This is a genomic window from Pelosinus propionicus DSM 13327, assembly GCF_900114615.1.
Classification (GTDB): Bacteria; Bacillota; Negativicutes; order DSM-13327; family DSM-13327; genus Pelosinus; species Pelosinus propionicus.
Genome location: NZ_FOTS01000039.1, coordinates 1 through 23,194, shown reverse-complemented (window position 1 = coordinate 23,194; position 23,194 = coordinate 1). Strand labels below are relative to the sequence as shown.

Here is a 23,194-nt window from a genome sequence, read left to right as displayed (position 1 = left end):
TGCAAATCTAATACATGGAATTTTCTGGTTATCTCAAGGTGTCAATCATTATCCTTTACCGGTAAATCCTCGTAATTAATAGCTTCCTAATCGCAACAAAAATAAGCAGTATTACAAAATACAAATTTGGAAAAACTATGGCATAATGATCGTTAAAAGAGGTGTAAACATGAGTCAACAAACGATTCCTTATAAAGCAAGCTTCCCACCACAGCATCAAGATCAGCAGCCCGGAATTGAATCACAAATGAACCCCCGCCCAATTACCATTACTGACAGCTACTTATCCAGTGGCAAGCTAGATGGCAAAGTAGCTTTAATCAGCGGTGGAGACAGTGGCATCGGACGCGCTGTAGCATTAGCATTTGCTAAAGAAGGCGCAAATATAGCGATCTCCTATCTTAATGAACATACTGACGCAGACGAAACAAAAAAACTTGTGGAGAATATAGGCAAATGCTGCCTACTCATTGCTGGCGACATTGGCAATGAAACGTTCTGTCAGCAGGTAGTTGATGAAACACTAAAAAAGTTTGGTCAGCTTGATATACTTGTCAACAATGCTGCAGAACAGCATGTCCAGACAAGCCTGCAAAATATTTCTGCGTTACAACTGGAAAGAACCTTTCGTACCAATATCTTTTCTTATTTTTACCTTAGTAAAGCAGCTCTCCCCCATTTAAAAAATGGCAGTGCCATTATTAATACAGCCTCTATCACTGCCTATGAAGGAAATGACCAATTAATTGACTACTCTGCAACCAAAGGTGCAATCGTTTCTTTTACACGTTCCTTATCTCAAGCTTTAATCGGTCAAGGCATTCGTGTCAACGGTGTAGCCCCCGGTCCCATTTGGACACCTCTTATTCCTGCTTCTTTTAACGACCAGCATGTAGTCCAGTTCGGGCAAAATACCCCAATGAAACGTGCAGGCCAGCCAGCAGAAGTAGCTCCATCTTATGTATTTCTTGCCTCAGAAGACTCAAGCTATATGTCAGGGCAAATCCTACATGTCAATGGCGGTACCATTGTAAATGGGTAATCCACTGATCATACCCACAACTTGAGAAAAACGCTGCGCATTCTTTGTCATTGCGAACATCGTAAAGCAATCTCCTCTCGTTTAGAGATTGCTTCGCGATGTTCACAATGACATTTTTTTAAACGCACTTATAAGAACTGTACTTACATCCAATTGACATCTAAGGGGTTACGATCTACCAGTCTTTGATACTTATATTGCGGATAACCAACCATGACAGTGCCGGTTATTTCTTTTCCAGCCGGAATCTTTAGCAATTCCAGCAGGGGTTTATAACCTGAAAATGCACACATTTCAAACAGTCCAGCCCAGCAGGATCCCAGCCCCAAAGTTGTTGCATACAATTCCAGGTATGCTAGGGAAAAAACGGTATTCTCGCGCCCGCGTGGAAAACCTTTATCAGCAGTTGCCAAAATAATGTGGGGAGCTCCTCGAAAGATTGTATCTTTCTTATCCTCTCTATATGCTTTCACATGAAGAAGAAAACTCCAATGCACAGAAATTTGGCTCTCCATCCATTCAATTACTACTTCTATCAACTTCTCAATACATTCTTTATTCTCTATAATTATATACGATACACCCTGGCTATTACTGGCGGTCGGTGCAAAACGCACGATTTCAATTAGCTGCAGTAATTGCTCATGGGGCACAGACCTTTCTTTGTATTTACGAATCGATCGTCGGGACCGAAGAAATACTTGAGCTTCCTGTGCAGATAACACTGGAAATTCGGTTAACGCCATCTGCTTGGCAAGAGGTGCTTTCTCATGATCTAGCGCTTTCTGCGGACATACTGCTACACAATGTCCGCAGGCAATACAGACCTCGGAGCCAATGGCTTCCGGACCATTGCTACTCATAACTAACACCCGCGTAGGACACACATCAGCGCAAATTCCACATTGGGTGCAGTGCTCTTGGTTAACTTCAATGAATCCCATCGGGTCTGCCTCCTGCAAAACGGACCCCCATATCAAATGCCTTGCTGCAATCTATGGGAAAGACCTCTTCCCTTCGTTTTGCTTTTTCCACTGGATTAAATGAGGTTACTACATACTTGGAATAATCGCTAAATTGATAGGTATCCGTAACTAACAATGATTCTGAGCTCCCAAAGGTTCTGGCTAATGCCATTTCTGTATTCCGAAAATTATATTCATATCCTATATCTTTCAGTCGCTTTTCATCGACATTCATTGTGTAAATGAAACCTGTCGGTATTTTCTTTGGGAAGAGACTGGAATAATTCTGATCATATACTAGAAAAGGAAAAACGAATCGCTCTAGGAAAGATCTCATCTCACCAGTAGCTGCTCCTAGATAAACAGGCGAGCCAAGAATAATTGCATCAGCTTCTTCGACTTTTTCTAAAATTGGTGTTAACTCATCTTGATAAGCACATTTTCCATAACTCTTACCACCTTTTAACTTACAGGCGAAACAGCTTATACAGCCTTTAAAGTTTAGGTCATATAAGTGAATAAGCTCTGTATCTGCCCCCTGAGATGCTGCCCCCTCCAGGGCCTGCTTTAATAAAATTTCGGTATTCCATCCTTTTCTGGGGCTGCCATTCACTGCTAATACCTTCATAAATTTACCTCCATGTTATATTTCTTTACCTATACTTCTCTATTCCATTGTATAGTATTTCTCCAAGAAAGATAGTATGCACTTTTTAGTCAGCTACTACCCAAAAGGATACTTGGAATAAAATTGCAGTAACGAAAAAACATAAAGAAGTGCTACACCATTACAAGCCTGCTTTTTGTATTGCCTGCTGCAAATCATTAATAATATCATCAGCGTCTTCCAGACCAACACTAAAACGAAGATGTCCATTCTTAAATTCTTCAGGATAATAATGATTTCTTTCATCTGTCGGCCCGGTATAAACAATAAGACTTTCATCATGGCCAATGGATACAGCAGGAACAATCAAGTCTAGAGAGTTTACAAATTTATTATGAATATCTACATCGCCTTTTAGACCAAATGATATCACTCCCGAAAACATTGTCATTTGTTTTTTTGCTATTTCATGCTGCGGATGGCTTGCAAGGCCAGGATAGGCAACAAATGCGATAGCGGGATGCTCTTCAAGAAAATGCGCAATTTTTAAGGCACTTTCACTATGCTGTTTCATACGTAAAGGCAATGTTACAACACCACGCATAATGAGCCATGCATTAAAAGGGCTGATGGCTCCTCCCAAATTTACCATAGCTTGGCGTTTTATTTTATCAATCAGCTCCTTTCCTCCAATGACAGCTCCTCCCATAGCATCGCCGTGACCATTGATATACTTGGTTAAACTATGTATAACAAGATCAGCTCCCAAATGAAGAGGACGCTGCAAGAAAGGAGAGGCAAAAGTACTATCTACCGTAAGTAAAGCACCGGCAGATTTAGCGATTTTTGCGATTTCGGCAATATCACTGACTCTTGTCGTAGGATTGCCAGGAGTTTCAATATGAATCATCTTTGTATTTGGGCGTACTGCTTTCTTAATTTCATCCAAATTTGCAGTATCTAATAGCGTCACTTCCACTCCATACTTATCTGGAAAATACTCATGCAATAGTCGATATACAGCTACATAAGAAACATTCGAACAAATAATATGTGCATTTTGATCTAAAAATGTAAAAAAGACTCCTGCTAGTGCTGCAACACCCGTTCCTAGTACTACGCAGTCTTCTCCGCCTTCCAAAGCAGCTAACTTTTCCTGCAAATAAATTTGATTTGCAGAAGTATTTCGCGTATAAACAAGCTGATTGGGATCACTCCAATTCAAAGTAGATGCATCCTCTGGAAGCCTATAACTGTTTGCCATCGTAATAGGGCGTCTGATACTTCCCGTTTCTTTATCAATACCATTTCCTGTATGAACACATTTTGTCTGAAAAGCAATTTTTTCCTGATCCATTTTTTAGCACCTTCCCTTTTTTATTTTGTTTATAGTAACATCACTTGCATCCTCTATAATGCAAAAAGACCCCGCCAATTCTTTTTCAAAAAGTGACGAAGCCTTTGGTTTTCCAATCAGCTTACTTATTATTTCTGTTATCGTACATCAATTCATTTTTTGTGTCAACCGCAACTTCATAAGATAAAATGAAATCTTTTACATTTATATTGGGAGCATGATACCTACGGAAATATCGCGTATGACTAAGCTTGCTAAGGAACATGCTGAAAAAACGCCAGCCAAGTGCAGTATGCAGCAACCGATATGCTAGAAAGACAGAAATTAAAATATAGATATATTGTATAATTCCACTCCAACTGATCGGCAGCCAAGAAAGAGGAAGGGGAACAAAATGACTCAGTATGTAAGTTGAAATCGGTATTGTGCCTATAAAATAAAACAGAATTCCGATAATTGGACTTACCTCTACTGCTCCATAAGGGCAGTAATTCATACATGCCATACAACTGTCACAGGAGTAAGTCCAGTAAGGACGTTTTCTGTTTGATCCGGCCATTATAATAGCCTGTTTCGGACAGAGCTTTGCACATTTTCGGCAGCTTATACACTTGTCTGAGGCAAAGAACAATTTACTAAGCATGAGCTGTCCCAAAAGCAAATACATGACAGAAATAGGAGCCAACCATAAGCCAATCAGGAAAGGGACAATACCATCAAAATATACTTGTCTATTTAAAATCACGTTTGCAAAATGCTTCACTTTTGGCTCTGCGGCTGCAATAATAAACTCTGTATTTTCTTTACTTAATCCCCAATGGACTGCAGTCCAGTTGCTAGGCATATCAATACCTAAAACACCTTTTACCCTATAGCCTTTCCAAAGTAGTAAACAAGCTGCTAAATAACCAGCCGTTCCCTCCATTCCCGGAAATGAGATTCCTTTGATCCTAGTTCCAGCCCGTAAAGGAAGAATCGCAGCAGCCGTCCCCTTGCCTCTAGGGAGACATAAAATCTGTTTTAACAATAACCAAGGAGCTGTAAATCCATGAGTAGGAAATGCAAATACACACAGCGTACTACGTTTAGGTTCAAGAGAAAGATTCGCCCTTTTGATTTGCTGCATTTGTACTTCTACGCCGAGTGCAGCTGCTTTCTCTGCAAACCATGCAGCTACCTGATATGAATTTCCTGTACCAGTCATAAAAAATAAAACGATTGTTTCAAACACGCACTTCACCTCGTGTACTGCTTTTATCTCATTCTATTTACCATTAAAATACAATAATCCTGCAAATTAATATATTTTGCAGGATTATTATTCTTATTACCAGATAAGGTTATCTGAGAAGCCCTAAATACCCTGTAAGCTTATTGACTGTTTTCTTCGGACCATATATACAGATTCCTAAATAGTCAATGGCTGCACTTTTAAGATTTGCTACTAATGCAACATATGTCTCATAATCAAGCGATCTCTGCGCTGCTTCACTAAAATCAATGACAGTCGTTCCTATGTGATCTTCCCCATATAAGCTATCTCGTATCGATTTAATTTGTGCTTTGGTACCTGATAAAATGGGGATTGTTTTGGTAGTAATACCAGCATGCACATTTCCATCTGAATCAGAGTGATCCAGTCCCACAATTTCACCACATAATTTTCCCGCAGTAATTCCTAAAACGGCTGCAGTATTGGCAATTAAACCGATTGGCAATTCTTTATCAATAATCATTACAATTTTCACAGCTCGAATTCTCCTTTGCTTTTACTGAATCTATATTTACTGCAATTATCGCTAAAATAGTCAGCATCCCGCCCATCATTTGAATAGGAAAGACACTTTCTTTTAGGAAGTAATGGCCGCTTACCACTCCAATAACAGGTACTGCGCTCAAATAGATTGTGGTAATAGCAACATCCAGATGTTTCAAAACATACATATAGAATACATAACAAATAACCGAGCAGCCAATCGCTAAAAATAAGACATGCCAGAATGCCAACAAAGAAAATACTCTCCAATCGCTATATTCTAAAATGGATACAGGCACTAGACAAAGTGTTCCAATAATGGTTTGATAGGTTGTCATACATATACCTGAATACCTGCCTTGCAAAGACTTATTGATTAAAGTATAGAGTGCCCAAGATATCATGGCACAAATCATAAGTATATTGCCGAGGAAATGATTTGAATTAAATTCAATCTTTCCATTGGCTGTTATTGACAAATACGTTCCTAAGACTGCAATACCAACTGCCGCTAACTTCAATGGTGTTATCTTACTTTTAAAGAATAAGACATCCAAACCAATGGCAATAATCGGGACAATGCTTACAATAAGAGATGCATTCGCAGCTGTCGATAATTGAACACCCATATTCTCAAAATAAAAATAACATGTAATGCCTAAGACCCCGCCAGCTGCCATTTTAGGAAGATCATTCCTGGAAATCTTTGCATTAGGTTCTACTTTTTTTAATAGAATGCGAAGAAATACGGAAGCAATGATAAAACGCAGCAGTGCCATCGTTGTCGGAGGAATTTCCGATACGGCTATTTTGATGCTGATAAAGGAAATCCCCCATAATACGACAACTACAATCATCACTAGGTTAGCCAGTAACTGTTTTTGCTTATTAAAGTGAATACTATTTTTATACCATAAAAGATATTTCTGCATAGTTCCCTCCTGTTTTTCACATTCTAACAAACCAAACAGCAGGCGTCTTGTAAAAAATTGATAGGACCCAATTGGATCCTATCAATTCAACTTATATTTTTTCGTACTTTTCTGGAGTAATCCCTGTATGGCTTTTAAACACTTTATGGAAATGACTTTGATCATAAAATCCTGCTTCTAAAGCTACCTCGGTAATTTGCCGCTGCTTGCGAAGCTGCCTTTTGGCATAATTGATTCGTAATAAGGTTTGATACATATGAGGAGGTATGCCAAAAGCATCCTTAAAAAGGCGAATCAAATGAAACTTATTGATTCCTGAAACTTGCTCTAAATCATCTAATGTGATTTTTTCACAAAAATTACTGTGTAAATACTCTTTAACCACTCTTAATTTCGAAAGCCCTTGTTTGCTATTTATATTTTGTACCTGATCTGCATGGACGGCCATCTTATCAAAAAGAGCAATGATGTTGTCTTCTTTTTCTAAAGGACTTGCATGTTCCATTAAATTTTCCATCATGCTGCTGGTCATTTTAAAGATTTCTGGATCAGAAATCGCCTCAACAATTGGATTCCGAAAAAGAACTTTTTCTTTACTATCCATAAAACGATGTATCCATGCGGTATTGATAAACAGCATTTTATATTTCCATTGATCCTCCTGCTGCGGATTACAAGAATGCACTAAATTGGGAGGGATAAACACAATTGTTTTCGGATTTACCTGTTCCCACTTACCTTCATACCAAAATGAACTCGTACCTTTATCTACAATACCTAATGAATATTCTTCATGAGCATGCTTTCTATAGGAAAGCTGGCTGGTATCACATAGCTTTAATTCAAAATACGGCAACTCTTCATCACGGTAAAATTGTACTCCATTCATCATCCTGTCTTTTCCTTCCCTTCAAATCCATCTACATTTCTCCTGATCACTGCAACAGCGACGGTAGTGATGGCTATGCAGACAGCAATACTATAATAAGAATAATGTACACCTATAATATCATTCCCTATCCCCATCAGCATATTGACAACCATTGCGATTAACGTACCGCACATTAACATCAAACCAGTAACATAAGATGCAGCTTCCTTAAACACTCCATGGGCAGTCGTGATGATCGTGGGGTAAATAATAGAATAAAATAAACCTGCTATCGAAAAGATAAGTAATCCTGCCTCTCCCAACCAAATCCCAACTGCAGATAACAAAGATGCCGCACAGCCAAACAGCAGCATGCTTTTAAAAGATCCTAACCGATCTACGATAAATCCTCCAAATAACCTGCCCACTGTTTCAAGACCAAAGAACAATGCAGCATAGAATGCCCTTTTATCTGCATCTAGGTTAAATTCTTCTCCCATGTAATTTACAAACCAGTTGCCAATGCCATACTCTGATGCCAAGTAAAAACCTAAAGCAGCAATGTACAAATACATAACTTTATTTTTAAACAGATCTTTTTTATTATACTTCACTTTTTCACTGGCAGGTACATAGGGTATTTTAATGAGCAGTAAATAGACCAGCAAAGCCCCGCAGCACAGCAGCATGAAAATGTAAAATTGAGTCCATGGTATTCCTTTGTTTAGCAGAGTTCCTACTATTTTTTGTATTGCTGTATTGCTGGCCCCATAAGAAAAATTTACAAAATTCATGAGAACGGCAGTGGAAGCAACCGTCAATACCGGTCCTAATGTGTTGACCCCCACATTAAACATAGCCATGCCAACATTTAATCCAAATAATCCAACGATTAATATGATATAGGTTTTGCAAGTAATTAAAAGAGCCAAAGAGGCCATCCCTATCATGAAGCCAGTGGCTATGACTTTCTTATAACCTATCTTCTCGATAAAAATACCACCGACATACTGAAATACGGCATAGGCTAAAAAACCTGCTGTCAGGACATAACCAACCTGCGTATTATTAATACCAAAATCATCTTTAAAAAAAGGTACAAAAATGCCTTTGAAATTATCACTCATAGCCACGATTACATACATAAGAACTAATAAGATAACAATAGGAGTATTACTAAATTGTCCAGTCTGAAGGTCTTGCGTATTTTTCATAAATAGCTCCTTTACAATTTCAACTTCCTATTTTTTCAAGGCTTCCTATATTCTTCTATTTACTATAAAAATACAAACTCCTGCAAGATGTCACCTTGTAGAAGTTTGTATTTGCATTTATTATTTCTATTTCTCGTTGTCCAGCTAAAATTCAGCGATAACTCTGCAGGATAAACCTGTGGAATCCAAAAGATTTAAAGGAAAACAATAGACCGTAAAGCTATTGTTCTTTACCTTTTCATAAAGAGTATCAATATTGCACAAATTCTCAATCACGAAAATATTATGATCTGCACAATGCTGATCTACTTCCCCATGTTTGGAAGCTTTCTGCAATCCTGGAGCATCCACCCCAATCAAGCTTACTTTTTTTTCAATTAAAAAATCAATAACTGAATCGGATAATTCTGCACTTTTTATTTGATATTCTTTTGCTCCATATCCATTTATCTTCAGATGATCTGTTTTAAATATTACAAAATCATTTTTTTCAATTTCAATATTGATATCCGTAATATTGACTTCTCTGTCTTTTATATTGCTAATATCAATAATTTTACCGGCTCGTTTAATATTTTCTAACAGAAATTCCTTATTCATAACATCACAATGCGTACCAAAATGCCCTAATTTTCTTGATGGATCATCTGTGATAAAATCAGATTTACTCATCTTAAGTGTCAAGTCAATCAACATTACTTTTTACCTCCTGATTTTGCAGCGACAAATGAAAAACATTCAATTTGTCATAAACTCCTCCATCCAAAATAAGGATGAAGAGACATTTGAATTATTGTGTATATTCCACACAAACACTAACATTTCCTTGTCGGCATGCAGTAAAGAAGCTTTTTCTTCAGAGATTTTTGTATTTTAATAAAAGCAAACTATATTTAGTTGAATTTTATACGTATTTTTGATAAGATTTGGTTTGAGTCAAATCGTGGCTAAATCAAGAAATCAGCCTAGTTGGTTAAATATTGATATGAAAAAAGGGTGACAATATGCTACATCAGTTCTCTAGAACCGAATTATTAATCGGAGTAGAAGCCTTAGAAAAATTGAAACAAAGTAAAGTAGCTGTTTTCGGTATTGGTGGTGTAGGCTCCTATACCGTGGAAGGTCTGGTTCGCGCTGGTGTAGGCAAGCTGGTATTGATTGATGATGACTGTGTATGTCTTACAAATATTAATCGTCAACTACTTGCTACTAGAAAAACTGTAGGTAAAGCAAAAGTCGAAGTCATGAAAGAGCGTATTTTAGAAATTAATCCAGATGCAGAGGTTACGATCTTTCAAACATTTTACATGCCAGACACTGCTGATGAATTAATCTTTGACGACTACGATTATATTGTAGATGCCATTGACACCGTAACAGGGAAAATTGATTTGATCGAAAAAGCCAAAGCTAAAAACATTCCTATTATTAGCTGCATGGGAGCAGGCAACAAGCTTGATCCTACAAAATTCGAAGTAGCAGATATTTATAAGACATCCGTATGTCCTTTAGCAAAAGTCATGCGCAAAGAACTAAAAAAACGCGGCGTAAGCTCCTTGAAGGTAGTGTACTCCAAAGAGTTGCCCGTAACCCCAATCGAAACAGAAGGTTCTAATTGTGCAACAGGGTGCATCTGCCCCTCCGGCACTACTCGAAAATGCACCATTCGCCGCCAAATTCCCGGCAGCATCTCTTTTGTGCCATCTGTCGCCGGATTAATCATTGCCGGCGAAGTCGTAAAGGACATTGCGTTTAGTAAAAAATAATATAAAAACTAAAAATAGTAAGAACCACCCGTTTAGAACGGGTGGTTTTTTGGCAGGATTTACCTCTCGATCCTCGAATAAAAAGCTATAGAATGTACAGCAAAAATTTGATTACAAATTGTAGGATGTGGTTCTGATGACTGCGATTCGCTGGATGTTAAAAACAGGCGACCGTATTGGAATGATTCAAGAAGTAGCCCAAGTTTTTTCTCAAGAGGGAGTAAGCATAAAGTCTATGGAGGTATCTGCCGGACAAATTTTTATTAAGTTTCATTTAGATGGTGCCCATTTAAATAGTAAAATTGCTGAAGCACTAAAAAAAGAATTGCTGAATCATAATGATATCCATGATATCACGAATATTGCTTTACAGCCCTATGAACAGCGAGAGAAAGAATTGCAGGCGGTATTAGAATTTGCAAATGACGGGATTATCGGTTTGGATTCAGAAGGGACAATTCGTTATATCAACTCCACTGCTGCACAACTTCTGCGAATCGACAAATGGTCATCTGTAGGAAAAAATATTACCCAAATCATCGGAACAAATACACATTTTAGCGGACTTCTTTCAGGAAAATCTTTTGATCATCAGCAAATGCTAATTGATACTTCTCGAGGTACTCTCCATTATTTATGCTCCGGTCGTCCTATACAAGATGAAAATAATCAAAATATCGGATCGGTAGCTACGCTAAAAAGTATGAACTCCGCCAAACAACTTGTTAATTCCATTATGAAAAACCAAAAATTTAAGTTTGACGATATCATTTATGTCAGCTCATCGATGGGACAGCTAATTACTACTGCACAACGGCTGGCAATAAACAACTGCAGTATTCTAATCAGGGGTGAAAGCGGGACAGGTAAGGAAATGTTTGCCCAAGCCATTCACCATGCCAGCAGTCGGTGTCTTAAGTCCTTTGTGCCAATCAATTGCGCTGCTCTTCCCGAAACCTTATTAGAAAGTGAATTATTTGGTTATGAAGATGGCTCCTTTAGCGGTGCCAGAAAAGGCGGTAAGAGCGGACTCTTTGAAATCGCTCATGGCGGAACCATCTTTTTTGATGAAATCAGTGAGCTGCCACTTGTCTTACAAGGCAAATTATTAAGAGTTCTCCAAGAAGGAGTGATCCGCCGTGTAGGGAGCACGCAAGAGATCCCCATTGATGTACGAATTCTAGCAGCTACTAATAGAAATTTAGAAGAAATGATCGTAAGCAAACAATTTCGCCAAGACTTATATTACCGCATTAATGTGATTCCCCTTCAAATTCCTCCTCTAAGACAGCGGCCTGAGGATATTCCCATACTTTTACGGCACTTTCACGTTAAACATTGTTCAGAACTAAACAGGCAGCTTGAATTTTCACCTGCTGCAATTGAATATTTAATGCATTATGAATGGCCTGGCAATGTACGAGAATTACAAAATATAGTTCTTCGGTCCATACACCTAACTTTAGGTAAAGAAATTGACATTTCTGATCTTCTAATACAGAATGACTCACAGGTTATTGAAATTCAAACAAATGTAAATAATAAAAATTTGAAGCAAGTGATAAATCATACTGAAAGAATGATCTTAGAAAAAGCGTTAAAAAAATGTGGAAGCGCAAGAGGCGCAGCCCGTGCAATTGGCCTTTCCCATACAACGGTTTTAACTAGAATTCGTCGTTATGGACTGGAGCACTTACTTGGCAGCCATTCACCAGACACATCAAAATAACAGCAACATACCAATTATGCAGCTGCCTTGAAGTCCTGATCCCATTATAAGGTCAGCCTTCATTGGGATCTGAAGTATGCATACTCCCTTTTTTTATCGCTTGATCTAGGTCAGCAATGATATCATTAGGATCCTCCAGCCCTACAGATAAGCGGATCAATCCATCACTAATCCCTGCCTTTAGGCGCTCTTCACGAGGTATCGGTGAATGGGTCATCGAGGCTGGATGTTGAATTAACGTTTCCGTATCACCAAGGCTAACTGCCAGCAAGCAAAGTTTAACACTATTCATGACCTTACGTCCGGTTTCAATGCCCCCTTTGATTTCAAAGCTTAACATACCGCCAAAACCCGACATCTGCGTTTTGGCTAGCTGATGCCCTGTGTGTCCCGGCAAACCAGGATAATATACCTTCTCCACATTTGGGTGTTTCTCAAGAAACATCGCAACCTGCAAAGCATTTTTGCAATGTCTTTCCATACGAACACCAAGAGTTTTTAAACCGCGCAGCGTCAGCCAAGCATTAAAAGGGCTGATACATCCACCGGTAACATCTTTTACGCCAACAAATCGTACCTCATTGATGAATTCTTTTTTCCCTAAGACAATACCCGCAATCACATCACCATGTCCATTAATATATTTCGTAGCACTATGCACTACAACATCTGCACCTAATTCTAACGGACGCTGGCAATAAGGGGACATAAATGTATTATCTACCATAAGCTTGGCATTGTACTCATGAGCTAAATCCGCAGTTGCCGCAATGTCAAGAATCGTAAGCGTTGGATTCGCAGGAGTCTCAATATATACTACTTTCGTATTTGGTCGTATCGCTTTACGAATAGTTTCTAAATTAGAAGCATCAACAAAAGTGACATCAATACCAAATTTAGGCATGCTGTGAGATAAAAGAGCGTGCGTACACCCGTATAACGTATCCGATGCTACAATATGATCACCATTGCCGCAAAGTGTCCAAAAGGCGGCCGCGATTGCCGTCATTCCAGAAGCAACTGCCAAAGCTGCCTCTGCATTTTCAAGGGCCGCCATTTTTTCTTCAAGCGCATGCTGCGTAGGATTTCCCAGACGCGTGTATATATAACCTTCTTCTTCTAAGGCAAATCGTGCTGCTCCTTGTTCAGCATTCTCAAATACAAATGTAGATGTTTGATGAATTGGAGTGGCAAGTGCACCGGTAGCGGGATCTGGAGCTTGGCCCGCATGAATGATTGTTGTATCATACCCTAGATTGTAATGTCCTTTCATAAGATAACCTCCCATCATTCTTTTGTCTCATTACTGCAAACTTAAATTGCAATTTTTATGCCACAAGAAATCGCAACCCGTATCTACACAAATACCACTCTTACCTGTGCACTCTCTCTTCAGCAGCTATAACAATGTGGCAAATTTACTTCCAATCCGGAAAGAAAGTTGCCACATCTGGAAATTATCTTTACAAAAAAAGCACTAGCTGCGATTTTCGCTGCTAGTGCTTTTATACATTATAAATACTTTCTTGGATCAACGATCTTGCCTTCTAAAGCCGCTGCAGCAACGGTTGCTGGAGAGGCGAGAAAAATTTCCGACTTCGGACTGCCCATTCGTCCTAAGAAATTACGATTATTCGTGGCGATTACCCGCTCACCATCCGATACGATCCCACCGCTCCTGCCGCAGCATAAGCCACAAGCTGGCGGATTCATAATCGCTCCGGCTTCCACTAAAATTCCAATAATACCTGCCTTTGCAGCTTCTGCATAAATACTCCGGCTTGCAGGTGTAACAATTAATTTCGTAAAAGGAGCTATCTTTCGCCCCTTTAGGATCTTGGCAGCTACTTCTAAATCTTCAAACCTGCCATTGGTACAGGAACCGATGAATCCTTGATCAATTTTTGTTCCTAACAGTGCTTCTACATCACTGATGTTATCCACATTAGATGGACATGCAACCACAGGCTTAAAATTGGAAGCATCATAATGAAATACTTTTTCATAATTGGCATCTGGATCACTCTTAAGATCTTGGAATTGGCTGCCCTCTACACCGCTAAAAGCAAAAGTCTTCTCATCAGGCTCAATCAGCCCAACCTTGGCTCCCGCTTCTACTGCCATATTGGAAAGAGTCATTCTGGAAGATATACTCAATCCTTTGATGGTAGAACCGCCAAATTCCAGCGCTTTATACGTACCGCCATCAGCACCAATATCACCAAGTATCCTAAGAATGATATCTTTAGAATAAACACCATTCGGCAGCTCGCCATCAATAGTAAACTTAAGAGTCGGCGGAACCTTAATCCACAATTGTCCCGTACCAAAAATCGCTGCCATCTCCGTATATCCAATCCCAGTTGAGAAAGAACCAATGGCACCATAGGTTGTAGTATGGGAATCTGTCCCAAAGACTACTTGACCGGGAACTACATAACGTAACTCAGGCATTAATTGATGGCAGACCCCATCTGCACGATGAACCGCCTTGATATGCTGCTCCGCAGCAAAGGCATCTGCTATTTTATGATGGCGAAAATCTTCAATAAAACTAGTGGGAACCAAATGATCATAGACAAATACGATTTTATCCGGATTCCAAACTTTTTCAAAACCCATCTCTCTAAATTTTTCAACAACAAAGGGAGCAAAGATATCATGAACCATGACCTTATCCACATTCACATTGAGCAATTCCCCGGCTGTAACGGAACTTCTTTTTGTATTTCTCATGATTATTTTTTCAGCTAGCGTATAACCCATATTGCACTTCCTTTCCAGCAAATTTATTTGCCATTGCGCTTTCTCATAAAAGGAACTAATCCTCCCGCCTCTACCATCTGCAATAAATCCGTTGGAATGGATGCCACCTCAAAAGATTTTTCTCCTAGCAAGACTTGGCTGTTTTCTAACTGAACAGAGACCTCATCCCCTTCCCTGCAGCAATCATACAGCTCATTATTTTCAAGCAGCAATAAACCATTATTAAATGCATTGCGGTAGAAAATTCTAGCATAGGACTTGGCAATAATGCAGCTTATCTTCAAAGCTGCCAAGATCTCAGGAGCCTGCTCCCGAGACGAGCCGCAGCCAAAATTTTTACCTGCCACAATGATATCTCCTGGCTGAATTTGCGCTGCAAGCTCCGGTCTTAGCGGGTTAAATGCATATTTTTTCATATCTTCTACAGTCTTTAAGGCAAGAAACTGTGTTGGAATAATAATATCTGTATCTATATCATCCCCCAGTTTCCACACTCGCCCTTTAAAAGCTTCTTTCATACCACAAACCCCCTAGGGTCGGTTATTTTTCCTGTAAGAGCAGAAGCTGCCACTGTTGCCGCAGAAGCAAGATAAACACTCGAATTGGGATGGCCTGCTCTGCCCTTGAAGTTTCTAGTTCCAGTAGAAATCAGGGTTTCGCCCTCACCAATTACCCCCTGGCAGCTTCCCCAGCAAACACTGCAATTAGGATTCAGCACCATAGCGCCGCTTTCTACAAAGATATCAATCAATCCTTCTGCTAATGCCTCTAAATATACTGCTTTGGACGCAGGTGAAATCAATAGTTTCACATAAGGATCAATCTTCTTTCCCTGCAGAATTTGCGCTGCAGCACGCAGCTCCTCGATCCTGCCATTATTGCAGGAACCAATAAAGCCCTGATCGATTTTCACTTCCCCAATCTGGGTTACGCCTACTACATCATCGACACAATGCGGAATGGCAATCATCGGCTCCAATTCATCAAGGCTATATTGATATGTGTTTTCATACACTGCATCTTCATCGCTTGTATATAGGTTCATGTCATGACGTCCTCTAGTCTTAACATAGTCGATCGCAATTTGATCCGCCTCAACAAGACCTGTTTTTGCCCCTGCTTCTACAGCCATATTACACAGCACAACTCGATCATCAACCGTAAAATTCTTCACTGCTGGACCGCCAAATTCCATAATTCTATAATTTGCTCCATTCGCTCCAATATCACCAATGATCTTTAAAATCAGATCCCTGGCATATACTCCTGCCTTGAAGCTGCCCTCAATTTCAAACTTTAACGTTTCCGGAACCATTAACCAAATTTCTCCCGTATTCATGACGGAAGTAAAATCTGTACAGCCGACCCCTGTACCAAAGGCACCCAAACCACCATAAGAACAGGTATGAGAATCAGCAGCAATAACCAGCTGTCCTGGTACAACGAAATCCTCTATCATAATCTGATGACAGACTCCTGTACCTTCATAAAAGGGAATCTCATGTTTTTGCGCAAATATTCGCATTTTTTTGTGTACCTGAGCCGTTTTTGCACTCTCTGAAGGAACGTTATGATCTACAATAAAAATCACTTTTTTAGGATCAAACACCTTTTCTGCTTTCAGCTGCTTTTCAAATATATCAATATTCAAATGGGTTGTACCATCGTTACTCATGCATAAGTCAACTTTTGCTGTAATGATCTCTCCTGGCTTCACAAACTCCTTACCGCTGGCTCTGGCCAAGATTTTTTCTCCCATTGTCATTCCCATTATGAGTACCTCCCTTACTTTTTATTTAAAAAACCGATTAAACCGCCTGCTTCTAAAATATTCATTACATGCGCAGGAAGTTTTGTCGAGGTAAAATTCTGATCCTTTGTAACATTTTTAATCGTACCTTTTAAAACATCAATTTCCAATGTATCTTTTTGTTCGACTGCATCATATACCTCTTTGCAGATCACAACCGGCAAGCCAATATTAATAGCATTTCTAAAAAAGATCCTGGCAAAGGACTTCGCTACTACAGCACTTACTCCCAGAGCTTTTAACACTAATGGAGCCTGCTCCCGTGAGGACCCTGATCCAAAGTTTTCGCCCCCTACGATAATATCACCTGGACATACAGTCGAAGCAAAATTTTCATCCAAAGGCTCAAATGTATACTGCTTCATTTCCTCAACATTAGGCAGCAGCAAATACTGAGATGGAATAATCTGATCCGTATCTACATCATTCCCAAACTTCCATACCTTCCCTGTAATCACGTTTATCATCTCTCTTCCTAAACATTCTTTTAGAGTCTAGCCGTATTGTGACTGCATTTGAAACACGTTCTATCATTATATTATAAAATTTAATGTGATATAATAATAATACATATTAATTATATTTAATATAACGAGGAGTTATATCATGCAGGAAGATTTAGCACTTTATAAAATTTTTCATACAGTGGCCTTTTACAAAAATATTTCTCATGCAGCAGAATCCTTATATATAAGCCAGCCAGCCGTTAGTAAATCTATCAAAAAGCTAGAAACTCTCCTAGACGTTAAATTATTTTCTCGTGGTTCCAAAGGAGTTACTCTTACTGCGGAAGGCAAAATTTTCTATGAATATATTCAAAAAGCGTTTCATATTATTGCGGATGGTGAAAATATATTAACCGAACTTAAGAGTAAAAAACAAGGCATGATTACCATAGGTGTCAGTACCGTGCTATGCAAGCATTTTCTTTTATCACACCTTAAGCCCTTTATGAAACAATATCCTGAAATAAAAATCAAGATCATGAATAACACAACCTTTGATACCCTCAGAAACATTGATCAGGGAATGATTGATTTCGGCATCGTTAGCCGCCCCTTTAACATTACTCCTTATACCTTTGTTAAATTAGCCGATATCCAAGACATTTTTGTTGCCGAAAAGGAGTATTTGAACTCATTGCAAATTCTAGCACCGAATGATATCTTTTCAAAAGGTATCTTTATGCTCTTGGAATCAGATAATATTACAAGACAATATGTAGATCAATTTTTATTAGAAAATAATATTTTTATCAAACCAGAAGTAGAAATCAATACGATGGATTTTCTTATTGAGTTTGCTAAAATCGGACTGGGTATTACCGTTGCGATTCGAAACTTTATTGAGAAAGATCTTTCCGAAGGAAGTCTCATTGAAATTCCTATATCACCACCTATGCCCACCAGAACGGTCGGCATTATCTACAATAAGAAAAAAACGTTATCCATTGCTACTCAGACTTTTCTGTCGTACCTTCAGTCCCGTGTACTTAACTAAAAAATGCCTATTTCCTCAGAGATGGAAATAGGCATTTTTACAAACCCTATTACTTTACTAGCCGTGAGATCGTCCTAAATGCATCGGAACCTGCCTGGTAGCAAAGTTCAAATAAAATGGATTCTACGGTAGTAAGAATAGCACCTTCATATTTCATTCGCTCCAATGCGATTTCATAATCACTTCTGGCACGAGACCCCACAGCATCTGCACACACAATTGGCTGAAATCCAAGAGATTTTAAGTCAACTACTGTCTGCAGTACACAAATATGAGCTTCAATTCCTGCGATGATAACATTTTTGCTGTTCCGCTCATGAAGTTCCTTGACTAAGGCTTCATTGCCGCAGCAGCTAAATGTGGTTTTATCATGATAATTTGAAAAATAGGGACGCAATTGTTCAATTGTGTTTCCCAATCCTTTCGGATATTGCTGAGCTGCCATGATCGGAACCTCTAAAGCTTTTAGCCCTTCTATAAGAGTTATTATTTTCTTAACGATAAGCTCACCGCCAACAATATACGGAAACAGTTTTTCTTGCACATCCACCATTAAAAATTGAGATTTTTCCTTTTCCAAACGCATATTTCTTCCCCCTCTTCTTTATTAAAAATGATTGATCTAAATTCTATAACTAAAAATAAATATGATACCACAGCAATATAATCAATATACCTATAAACCATTATCTATGATGCTTCTAAATAAAATCATACTCTCATATTAGCTATTATTTGAAATAACTCCTTCATTAATACTTCAACTTTTCAAAAGTCGTAAACTTTTTCAGTACTATTTTCTACACTTTTCTATATCTTGTATTAAAATCTTAACCTTTTGTATAGAAAGATACAGAAATCTAAAAGGAGCTGACAAACATGAAAGTAGTCATTATCGGAGGTGTTGCTGGCGGTGCCAGCGCAGCAACACGTCTAAGACGTTTAAATGAAAAAATGGATATTATCCTATTTGAAAAAGGCGAATATATTTCATTTGCCAATTGCGGTTTACCTTATTATGTCGGAGAAATCATTCAAGAAAAAGAACAGCTTGTTATACAAACGCCTGAAGCAATGAAACTGCGATTCAATATCGATGTACGTATTTTTAGCGAAGTTATCGAAATTGATGCTGCAAAAAAAGAGCTCAAGATTCACGATCTTAAGAACCAAACGCATTATATAGAGACCTATGATACCTTAGTTCTTTCTCCGGGTGCTACTCCTATTAAACCTGCTATCCCTGGCTTACATGGTAATATGGTGTTTACACTGCGAAATATTCCTGACACCTACGCAATAAAAGATTTTATTGATCGTCACAACCCCAAAAGAGCCATTGTTGTCGGAGGGGGATTCATCGGAATTGAGCTGGCAGAGAACCTGATCGAAAGAGGTATCAAAGTAACCTTGGTAGAGCTGGGAAACCAAGTAATGGGTCCCCTTGACTTTGAGATGGCAGCCTTACTACACCAGTATTTAAAAGAAAAAGGTATGGAAATTTATTTAGAAGATGGCGTAACATCAGTAAGGCATGAAAAACACTATTCAATCATTTCATTAAATGAGAAAACAGAATTAAAAGCAGATATGATTCTACTTGGTCTTGGTGTAACCCCTGATACCACATTGGCAAAAACAGCTAACCTGATCATCGGAAAAAGGGGCGGCATTCAAGTCGATAAACATTTAAGAACTTCAGATCCTAATATTTACGCTGTGGGAGATGCGATTGAAGTTATTGATTTTGTGAATGGCAGTCCGACACTCATTCCTCTGGCAGGCCCTGCAAATAAGCAAGGACGAATTGCAGCTAATTCGATTTGTGGAATTAAGGATGAATATCGGGGTACCCAGGGAACCTCTGTCCTAAAAGTATTTGATCTCACGGTATCGTCTACTGGAAATAACGAAAAAACGTTGAAAATTTTAGCTATCCCCTATGAAAAATCTTATACTCACTCTTTATCTCATGCAGGCTACTATCGGGGAGCCACTCCAATCTCCCTAAAAGTTCTTTTCTCACCAACCGATGGAAGAATTTTCGGTGCACAAGCAATCGGCTATACGGGAGTAGAAAAAAGAATTGATGTAATTGCTACTGCCATTCGTTCCGGCATGACAGTTTACGACTTAGAAAGCCTGGAATTATCCTACGCTCCTCCTTACTCATCAGCCAAAGACCCGGTTAACATGGCAGGTTATGTTGCCTCGAATATCTTAAAACGCCAACATGAAATTATCCATTGGCATGAAATCAGCATGTTAAATAAAACAAACGTCCTACTAATCGATGTACGCACTCCCCAGGAATATTGCCTGGGTACGATCGAAGGAGCCATAAATATTCCTTTGGATGAACTACGAAGCAGAATGCAGGAAATCCCTAAGGATAAAGAAATCATTCTCTTTTGCCAAGTAGGGCAAAGAGGATATCTGGCCTACCGCATACTCATACAAAATGAATATACCAATGTAAAAAATGTAAGCGGCGGTTACAAAACCTATTTAGCTGCCGTACAAGAACAATCGAATCGAGATGTTTTCCGCTATGAGGAACTGCATAACGACAACTCTTGATTTTGCAGTAATGATGATCGAAACAGCTAGGTCTTTTGAATAAAAAAAAGTTCCGTTTTCACGGAACTTAGCTGCCCTTCCCAAGACAACTCACAACATAGCAAAGGATAATGAAAGTTTGGATCATATGTTAGCTATTCCGTACCCAGATACGAAACAGTGACATAACAAGTAAAAAATCTCCTGACCACTGCTGGTCAGGAGAAACAATTAAGAGCATCATAGCTATACTTATAAAAAATCCTAGCGAAAAATTGCGCTAGGATATAAGTACATACAAAAATTGCGGTGCACTTAATCCCCTCCCCATCTCTCGTGGGTAAAAAACGGTGATTGTCAAATAGGCAGTTCTCCTGGCTCTGGCTCATCGTTTACCCAAACCTTCCCAAGACAATTGTCTCAGTGGTATACCTTGGGTTCACTCCTCATTACAGTGGCGGGACCGCGCCGGCATTAAACCGGACTTCCCTATTAAGCCCCTTGGGGCACCTATCTCAACATATGGAATTTTATAACATTCATATTGGTAACTGCTTCTATAATAACACTTTATTTTACTATGCACAAGTCTCTAAATTTTATTTATTACATTTTCGAATTGATAAGATGCAAAATTACCATACTGAAAATTCTATTTTAATTCTTTTTATAGCGAATCCAAGTAAATAGCAGCAACGGTTTCCCGATTTCCTTCAACGGGCGCCATACTTAAAAGCAATTCTAAGCTAGGAGTTTCAAAAGCAAGATCTGTTAGCCGTTCTACATCGCTATCTACAAATCCTTCTTCCCGCAGGCTTTGCTTCATTCCATGCTTCTTAAGCCACTGCTTTAAGCCTGCATATGCCGTTTCTGCTTCCGCTGCTTCTCCTTTTAGACCAGCTACAATCGGTGACAGAATATCCGCTAAAATGGCTGCTTTCGCAGGGTATATATGTTTTACTACTGCAGGCAATAAGACCCCCAAACCCGAACCATGGGGCAAATCAGGCTTCACACCACTTAAAGGATGCTCCATAGCGTGAGTAAAGTGCAGCAATCCATTATCAAAAGAAGCCCCTGCAATCATTGAAGCGTATGTTAAATAATAACGGGCTTCCAAATTCTTCGGATCTTCTTGGGCCAATGGCAAGTAATGAGTAACCAGTGAAATGACTTCGCGAGCTAACGTTACAGCATATACATTGCCTAGCTTCGTAGTAGCTGCTTCAATGGCATGATTAACAGCATCAACGGATACATAGGCAGTCTGCTCTGGCGGCAGCGTAGTCATAAGAGCCGGATCGTCAATGGAATACATCGGATATAAGCACTCATAAGCAAGTACTGGCTTATATTCTTTCTCGGGTATGCTAACAACCGCAAAGCGATTGGCCTCTGTTCCTGTTCCATGAGTCAAATTAATAGCAATAATCGGTACTGCCTTTTCTGGTAAAAAAGTATATTCATACAGCTCTCGTGCCGTTTTACCCGGATTTGCTATTAAAGCTGCCACGCTTTTTCCTGCATCAATAGGGCTCCCGCCACCAATAGCAATAACGGCTTGTGCTCCAAATTCCAATGCTGCGCTTGCCGCTTCATCTACTTGATCAACAGTTGGATTGGATGTAACTTTACTATATAACACAGGAAGGATATTGAAGGCATCCAATGCTTTTTTCACATGCTCCCAAGCACCTGATTTGATATGAGAGCCTCTGCCGGTAACTACGACCACCTTATTAATTCCTTGTTCAGATAAAGTCTTTGCAATGTCGGTCATTTTAGTAATGGCACCAATACCAAAATATACAGTTGTTTTAGTCCGAATTTCTACAATTTGAGCTAAATCAATTTCTTTCCCCCACATGTACATCCCCGCCTTTTCTGATTTTTCAGTTTATGTATATTGCTAGTATATCGTACCCCTAATGCAAAAACAATCCTTTTTGTGAAAAAAATAACGATTTTAATGTAAATAGAACTCTTCACCCAATGCTGTGCACCCCGTCAAGAGGACAATGAAAAAATAGAAGAATTTGATTGCTGTCTACCGAAATGGTGGGCAGCATTTCTTTATGCAGCCTTTGCGTACTGTTGGTGGAACTCCATCGGTGTCATGACAGACAAACGACGCTGTAAACGCTGGTAATTGTAATAGTAGATGTAGTCAGAAATAGTTTGCGCAAGCTGTTCCCGGCTGGTGAATTTGTACCCATAATACATTTCACGTTTTAGAATGCCCCAAAAACCTTCCATCGGACCGTTATCAATACAGTGCGCCACTCTAGACATGCTTTGCTTCATTCTTGCGGCTTGCAGC

Annotated in this window: 22 protein-coding genes and 1 riboswitch; of the genes, 5 read left to right on the top strand and 17 right to left on the bottom strand. The window is 39.1% G+C overall.

Annotated elements, in window-relative coordinates; all coding sequences use genetic code 11:
- Positions 1-169 precede the first annotated feature (169 nt).
- Positions 170-1,042, top strand: a complete 873-nt coding sequence (locus tag BMZ99_RS18145; protein WP_090940642.1) for an SDR family oxidoreductase — start codon at positions 170-172, stop codon at positions 1,040-1,042.
- Between the two features lie 143 nt (positions 1,043-1,185).
- Here the strand turns inward: BMZ99_RS18145 and BMZ99_RS18140 are convergent, their stop codons facing one another.
- The 9 genes from BMZ99_RS18140 to BMZ99_RS18100 form a co-directional block, all read right to left on the bottom strand.
- On the bottom strand, positions 1,186-1,986 hold the full coding sequence (locus BMZ99_RS18140) for a nitroreductase family protein (RefSeq protein ID WP_090940639.1): 801 nt from the start codon (positions 1,984-1,986) through the stop codon (positions 1,186-1,188).
- Positions 1,973-2,635 carry a flavodoxin family protein gene (locus BMZ99_RS18135; protein WP_090940636.1) on the bottom strand — a complete coding sequence of 221 codons (663 nt, stop codon included), beginning with the start codon at positions 2,633-2,635 and terminating at the stop codon, positions 1,973-1,975. The genes BMZ99_RS18140 and BMZ99_RS18135 overlap by 14 nt, the downstream gene beginning before the upstream one ends.
- A 160-nt stretch (positions 2,636-2,795) precedes the next feature.
- The gene (locus BMZ99_RS18130) at positions 2,796-3,971 is read right to left on the bottom strand and encodes a trans-sulfuration enzyme family protein (protein ID WP_090940632.1); all 1,176 of its coding nucleotides are present in this window, start codon (positions 3,969-3,971) and stop codon (positions 2,796-2,798) included.
- A gap of 121 nt (positions 3,972-4,092) precedes the next feature.
- Complete coding sequence (locus BMZ99_RS18125; RefSeq protein WP_245755043.1) at positions 4,093-5,202, bottom strand: EFR1 family ferrodoxin; 1,110 nt, start codon at positions 5,200-5,202, stop codon at positions 4,093-4,095.
- A gap of 109 nt (positions 5,203-5,311) precedes the next feature.
- Positions 5,312-5,719, bottom strand: coding sequence for a DUF2000 domain-containing protein (locus BMZ99_RS18120; RefSeq protein ID WP_090940629.1), 408 nt, complete (start codon positions 5,717-5,719; stop codon positions 5,312-5,314).
- A complete protein-coding gene (locus BMZ99_RS18115; protein WP_090940626.1) occupies positions 5,697-6,659 on the bottom strand; it encodes a DMT family transporter in 963 nt (320 codons plus the stop codon). Before BMZ99_RS18115 ends, BMZ99_RS18120 begins: the two co-directional genes overlap by 23 nt.
- 91 nt (positions 6,660-6,750) lie before the next feature.
- On the bottom strand, positions 6,751-7,551 hold the full coding sequence (locus BMZ99_RS18110; RefSeq protein ID WP_090940623.1) for an AraC family transcriptional regulator: 801 nt from the start codon (positions 7,549-7,551) through the stop codon (positions 6,751-6,753).
- Positions 7,548-8,744, bottom strand: a complete 1,197-nt coding sequence (locus BMZ99_RS18105) for an MFS transporter (RefSeq protein ID WP_090940620.1) — start codon at positions 8,742-8,744, stop codon at positions 7,548-7,550. Before BMZ99_RS18105 ends, BMZ99_RS18110 begins: the two co-directional genes overlap by 4 nt.
- Positions 8,745-8,888: 144 nt before the next feature.
- Positions 8,889-9,440 (bottom strand): cyclase family protein, encoded by a 552-nt coding sequence (locus BMZ99_RS18100; RefSeq protein ID WP_090940617.1) that lies wholly within the window; start codon positions 9,438-9,440, stop codon positions 8,889-8,891.
- Between the two features lie 308 nt (positions 9,441-9,748).
- Between BMZ99_RS18100 and BMZ99_RS18095 the strand changes: the two genes are divergently transcribed.
- A complete protein-coding gene (locus BMZ99_RS18095; RefSeq protein WP_090940614.1) occupies positions 9,749-10,510 on the top strand; it encodes a tRNA threonylcarbamoyladenosine dehydratase in 762 nt (253 codons plus the stop codon).
- 136 nt (positions 10,511-10,646) lie between these two features.
- Positions 10,647-12,239: a sigma 54-interacting transcriptional regulator gene (locus BMZ99_RS18090; RefSeq protein ID WP_090940612.1), complete on the top strand. Its 1,593-nt coding sequence runs from the start codon at positions 10,647-10,649 to the stop codon at positions 12,237-12,239.
- 52 nt (positions 12,240-12,291) lie between these two features.
- On the opposite strand, the gene megL is transcribed toward BMZ99_RS18090, so the two are convergent.
- From megL to BMZ99_RS18065, 5 genes are all read right to left on the bottom strand, one after another.
- The gene (gene megL, locus BMZ99_RS18085) at positions 12,292-13,512 is read right to left on the bottom strand and encodes a methionine gamma-lyase (RefSeq protein WP_090940609.1); all 1,221 of its coding nucleotides are present in this window, start codon (positions 13,510-13,512) and stop codon (positions 12,292-12,294) included.
- 239 nt (positions 13,513-13,751) lie between these two features.
- Positions 13,752-15,005, bottom strand: a complete 1,254-nt coding sequence (locus BMZ99_RS18080; protein ID WP_090940606.1) for a 3-isopropylmalate dehydratase large subunit — start codon at positions 15,003-15,005, stop codon at positions 13,752-13,754.
- A gap of 23 nt (positions 15,006-15,028) precedes the next feature.
- The gene (locus BMZ99_RS18075) at positions 15,029-15,523 is read right to left on the bottom strand and encodes a LeuD/DmdB family oxidoreductase small subunit (protein ID WP_090940603.1); all 495 of its coding nucleotides are present in this window, start codon (positions 15,521-15,523) and stop codon (positions 15,029-15,031) included.
- Positions 15,520-16,776: a 3-isopropylmalate dehydratase large subunit gene (locus BMZ99_RS18070; protein WP_090940599.1), complete on the bottom strand. Its 1,257-nt coding sequence runs from the start codon at positions 16,774-16,776 to the stop codon at positions 15,520-15,522. Before BMZ99_RS18070 ends, BMZ99_RS18075 begins: the two co-directional genes overlap by 4 nt.
- A gap of 14 nt (positions 16,777-16,790) precedes the next feature.
- On the bottom strand, positions 16,791-17,282 hold the full coding sequence (locus BMZ99_RS18065; RefSeq protein ID WP_090940597.1) for a 3-isopropylmalate dehydratase small subunit: 492 nt from the start codon (positions 17,280-17,282) through the stop codon (positions 16,791-16,793).
- Between the two features lie 139 nt (positions 17,283-17,421).
- Here BMZ99_RS18065 and BMZ99_RS18060 point away from each other — a divergent pair, with 139 nt between their 5' ends.
- The gene (locus tag BMZ99_RS18060; RefSeq protein WP_090940594.1) at positions 17,422-18,315 is read left to right on the top strand and encodes a LysR family transcriptional regulator; all 894 of its coding nucleotides are present in this window, start codon (positions 17,422-17,424) and stop codon (positions 18,313-18,315) included.
- A 49-nt stretch (positions 18,316-18,364) separates the two neighbouring features.
- Here the strand turns inward: BMZ99_RS18060 and BMZ99_RS18055 are convergent, their stop codons facing one another.
- Positions 18,365-18,901, bottom strand: coding sequence for a hydrolase (locus tag BMZ99_RS18055; protein WP_090940591.1), 537 nt, complete (start codon positions 18,899-18,901; stop codon positions 18,365-18,367).
- 293 nt (positions 18,902-19,194) lie between these two features.
- Here BMZ99_RS18055 and BMZ99_RS18050 point away from each other — a divergent pair, with 293 nt between their 5' ends.
- A complete protein-coding gene (locus tag BMZ99_RS18050; protein WP_090940588.1) occupies positions 19,195-20,895 on the top strand; it encodes an FAD-dependent oxidoreductase in 1,701 nt (566 codons plus the stop codon).
- Between the two features lie 326 nt (positions 20,896-21,221).
- Positions 21,222-21,403, bottom strand: a riboswitch (cobalamin riboswitch).
- A gap of 138 nt (positions 21,404-21,541) precedes the next feature.
- On the opposite strand, the gene BMZ99_RS18045 is transcribed toward BMZ99_RS18050, so the two are convergent.
- Together BMZ99_RS18045 and BMZ99_RS18040 are read right to left on the bottom strand one after the other, a co-directional pair.
- Positions 21,542-22,741, bottom strand: a complete 1,200-nt coding sequence (locus BMZ99_RS18045; protein WP_090940585.1) for an iron-containing alcohol dehydrogenase — start codon at positions 22,739-22,741, stop codon at positions 21,542-21,544.
- A 206-nt stretch (positions 22,742-22,947) separates the two neighbouring features.
- Positions 22,948-23,194, bottom strand: a 247-nt coding sequence (locus BMZ99_RS18040; protein WP_139214794.1) for an IS3 family transposase, incomplete at its 5' end; no start/stop codon positions are given.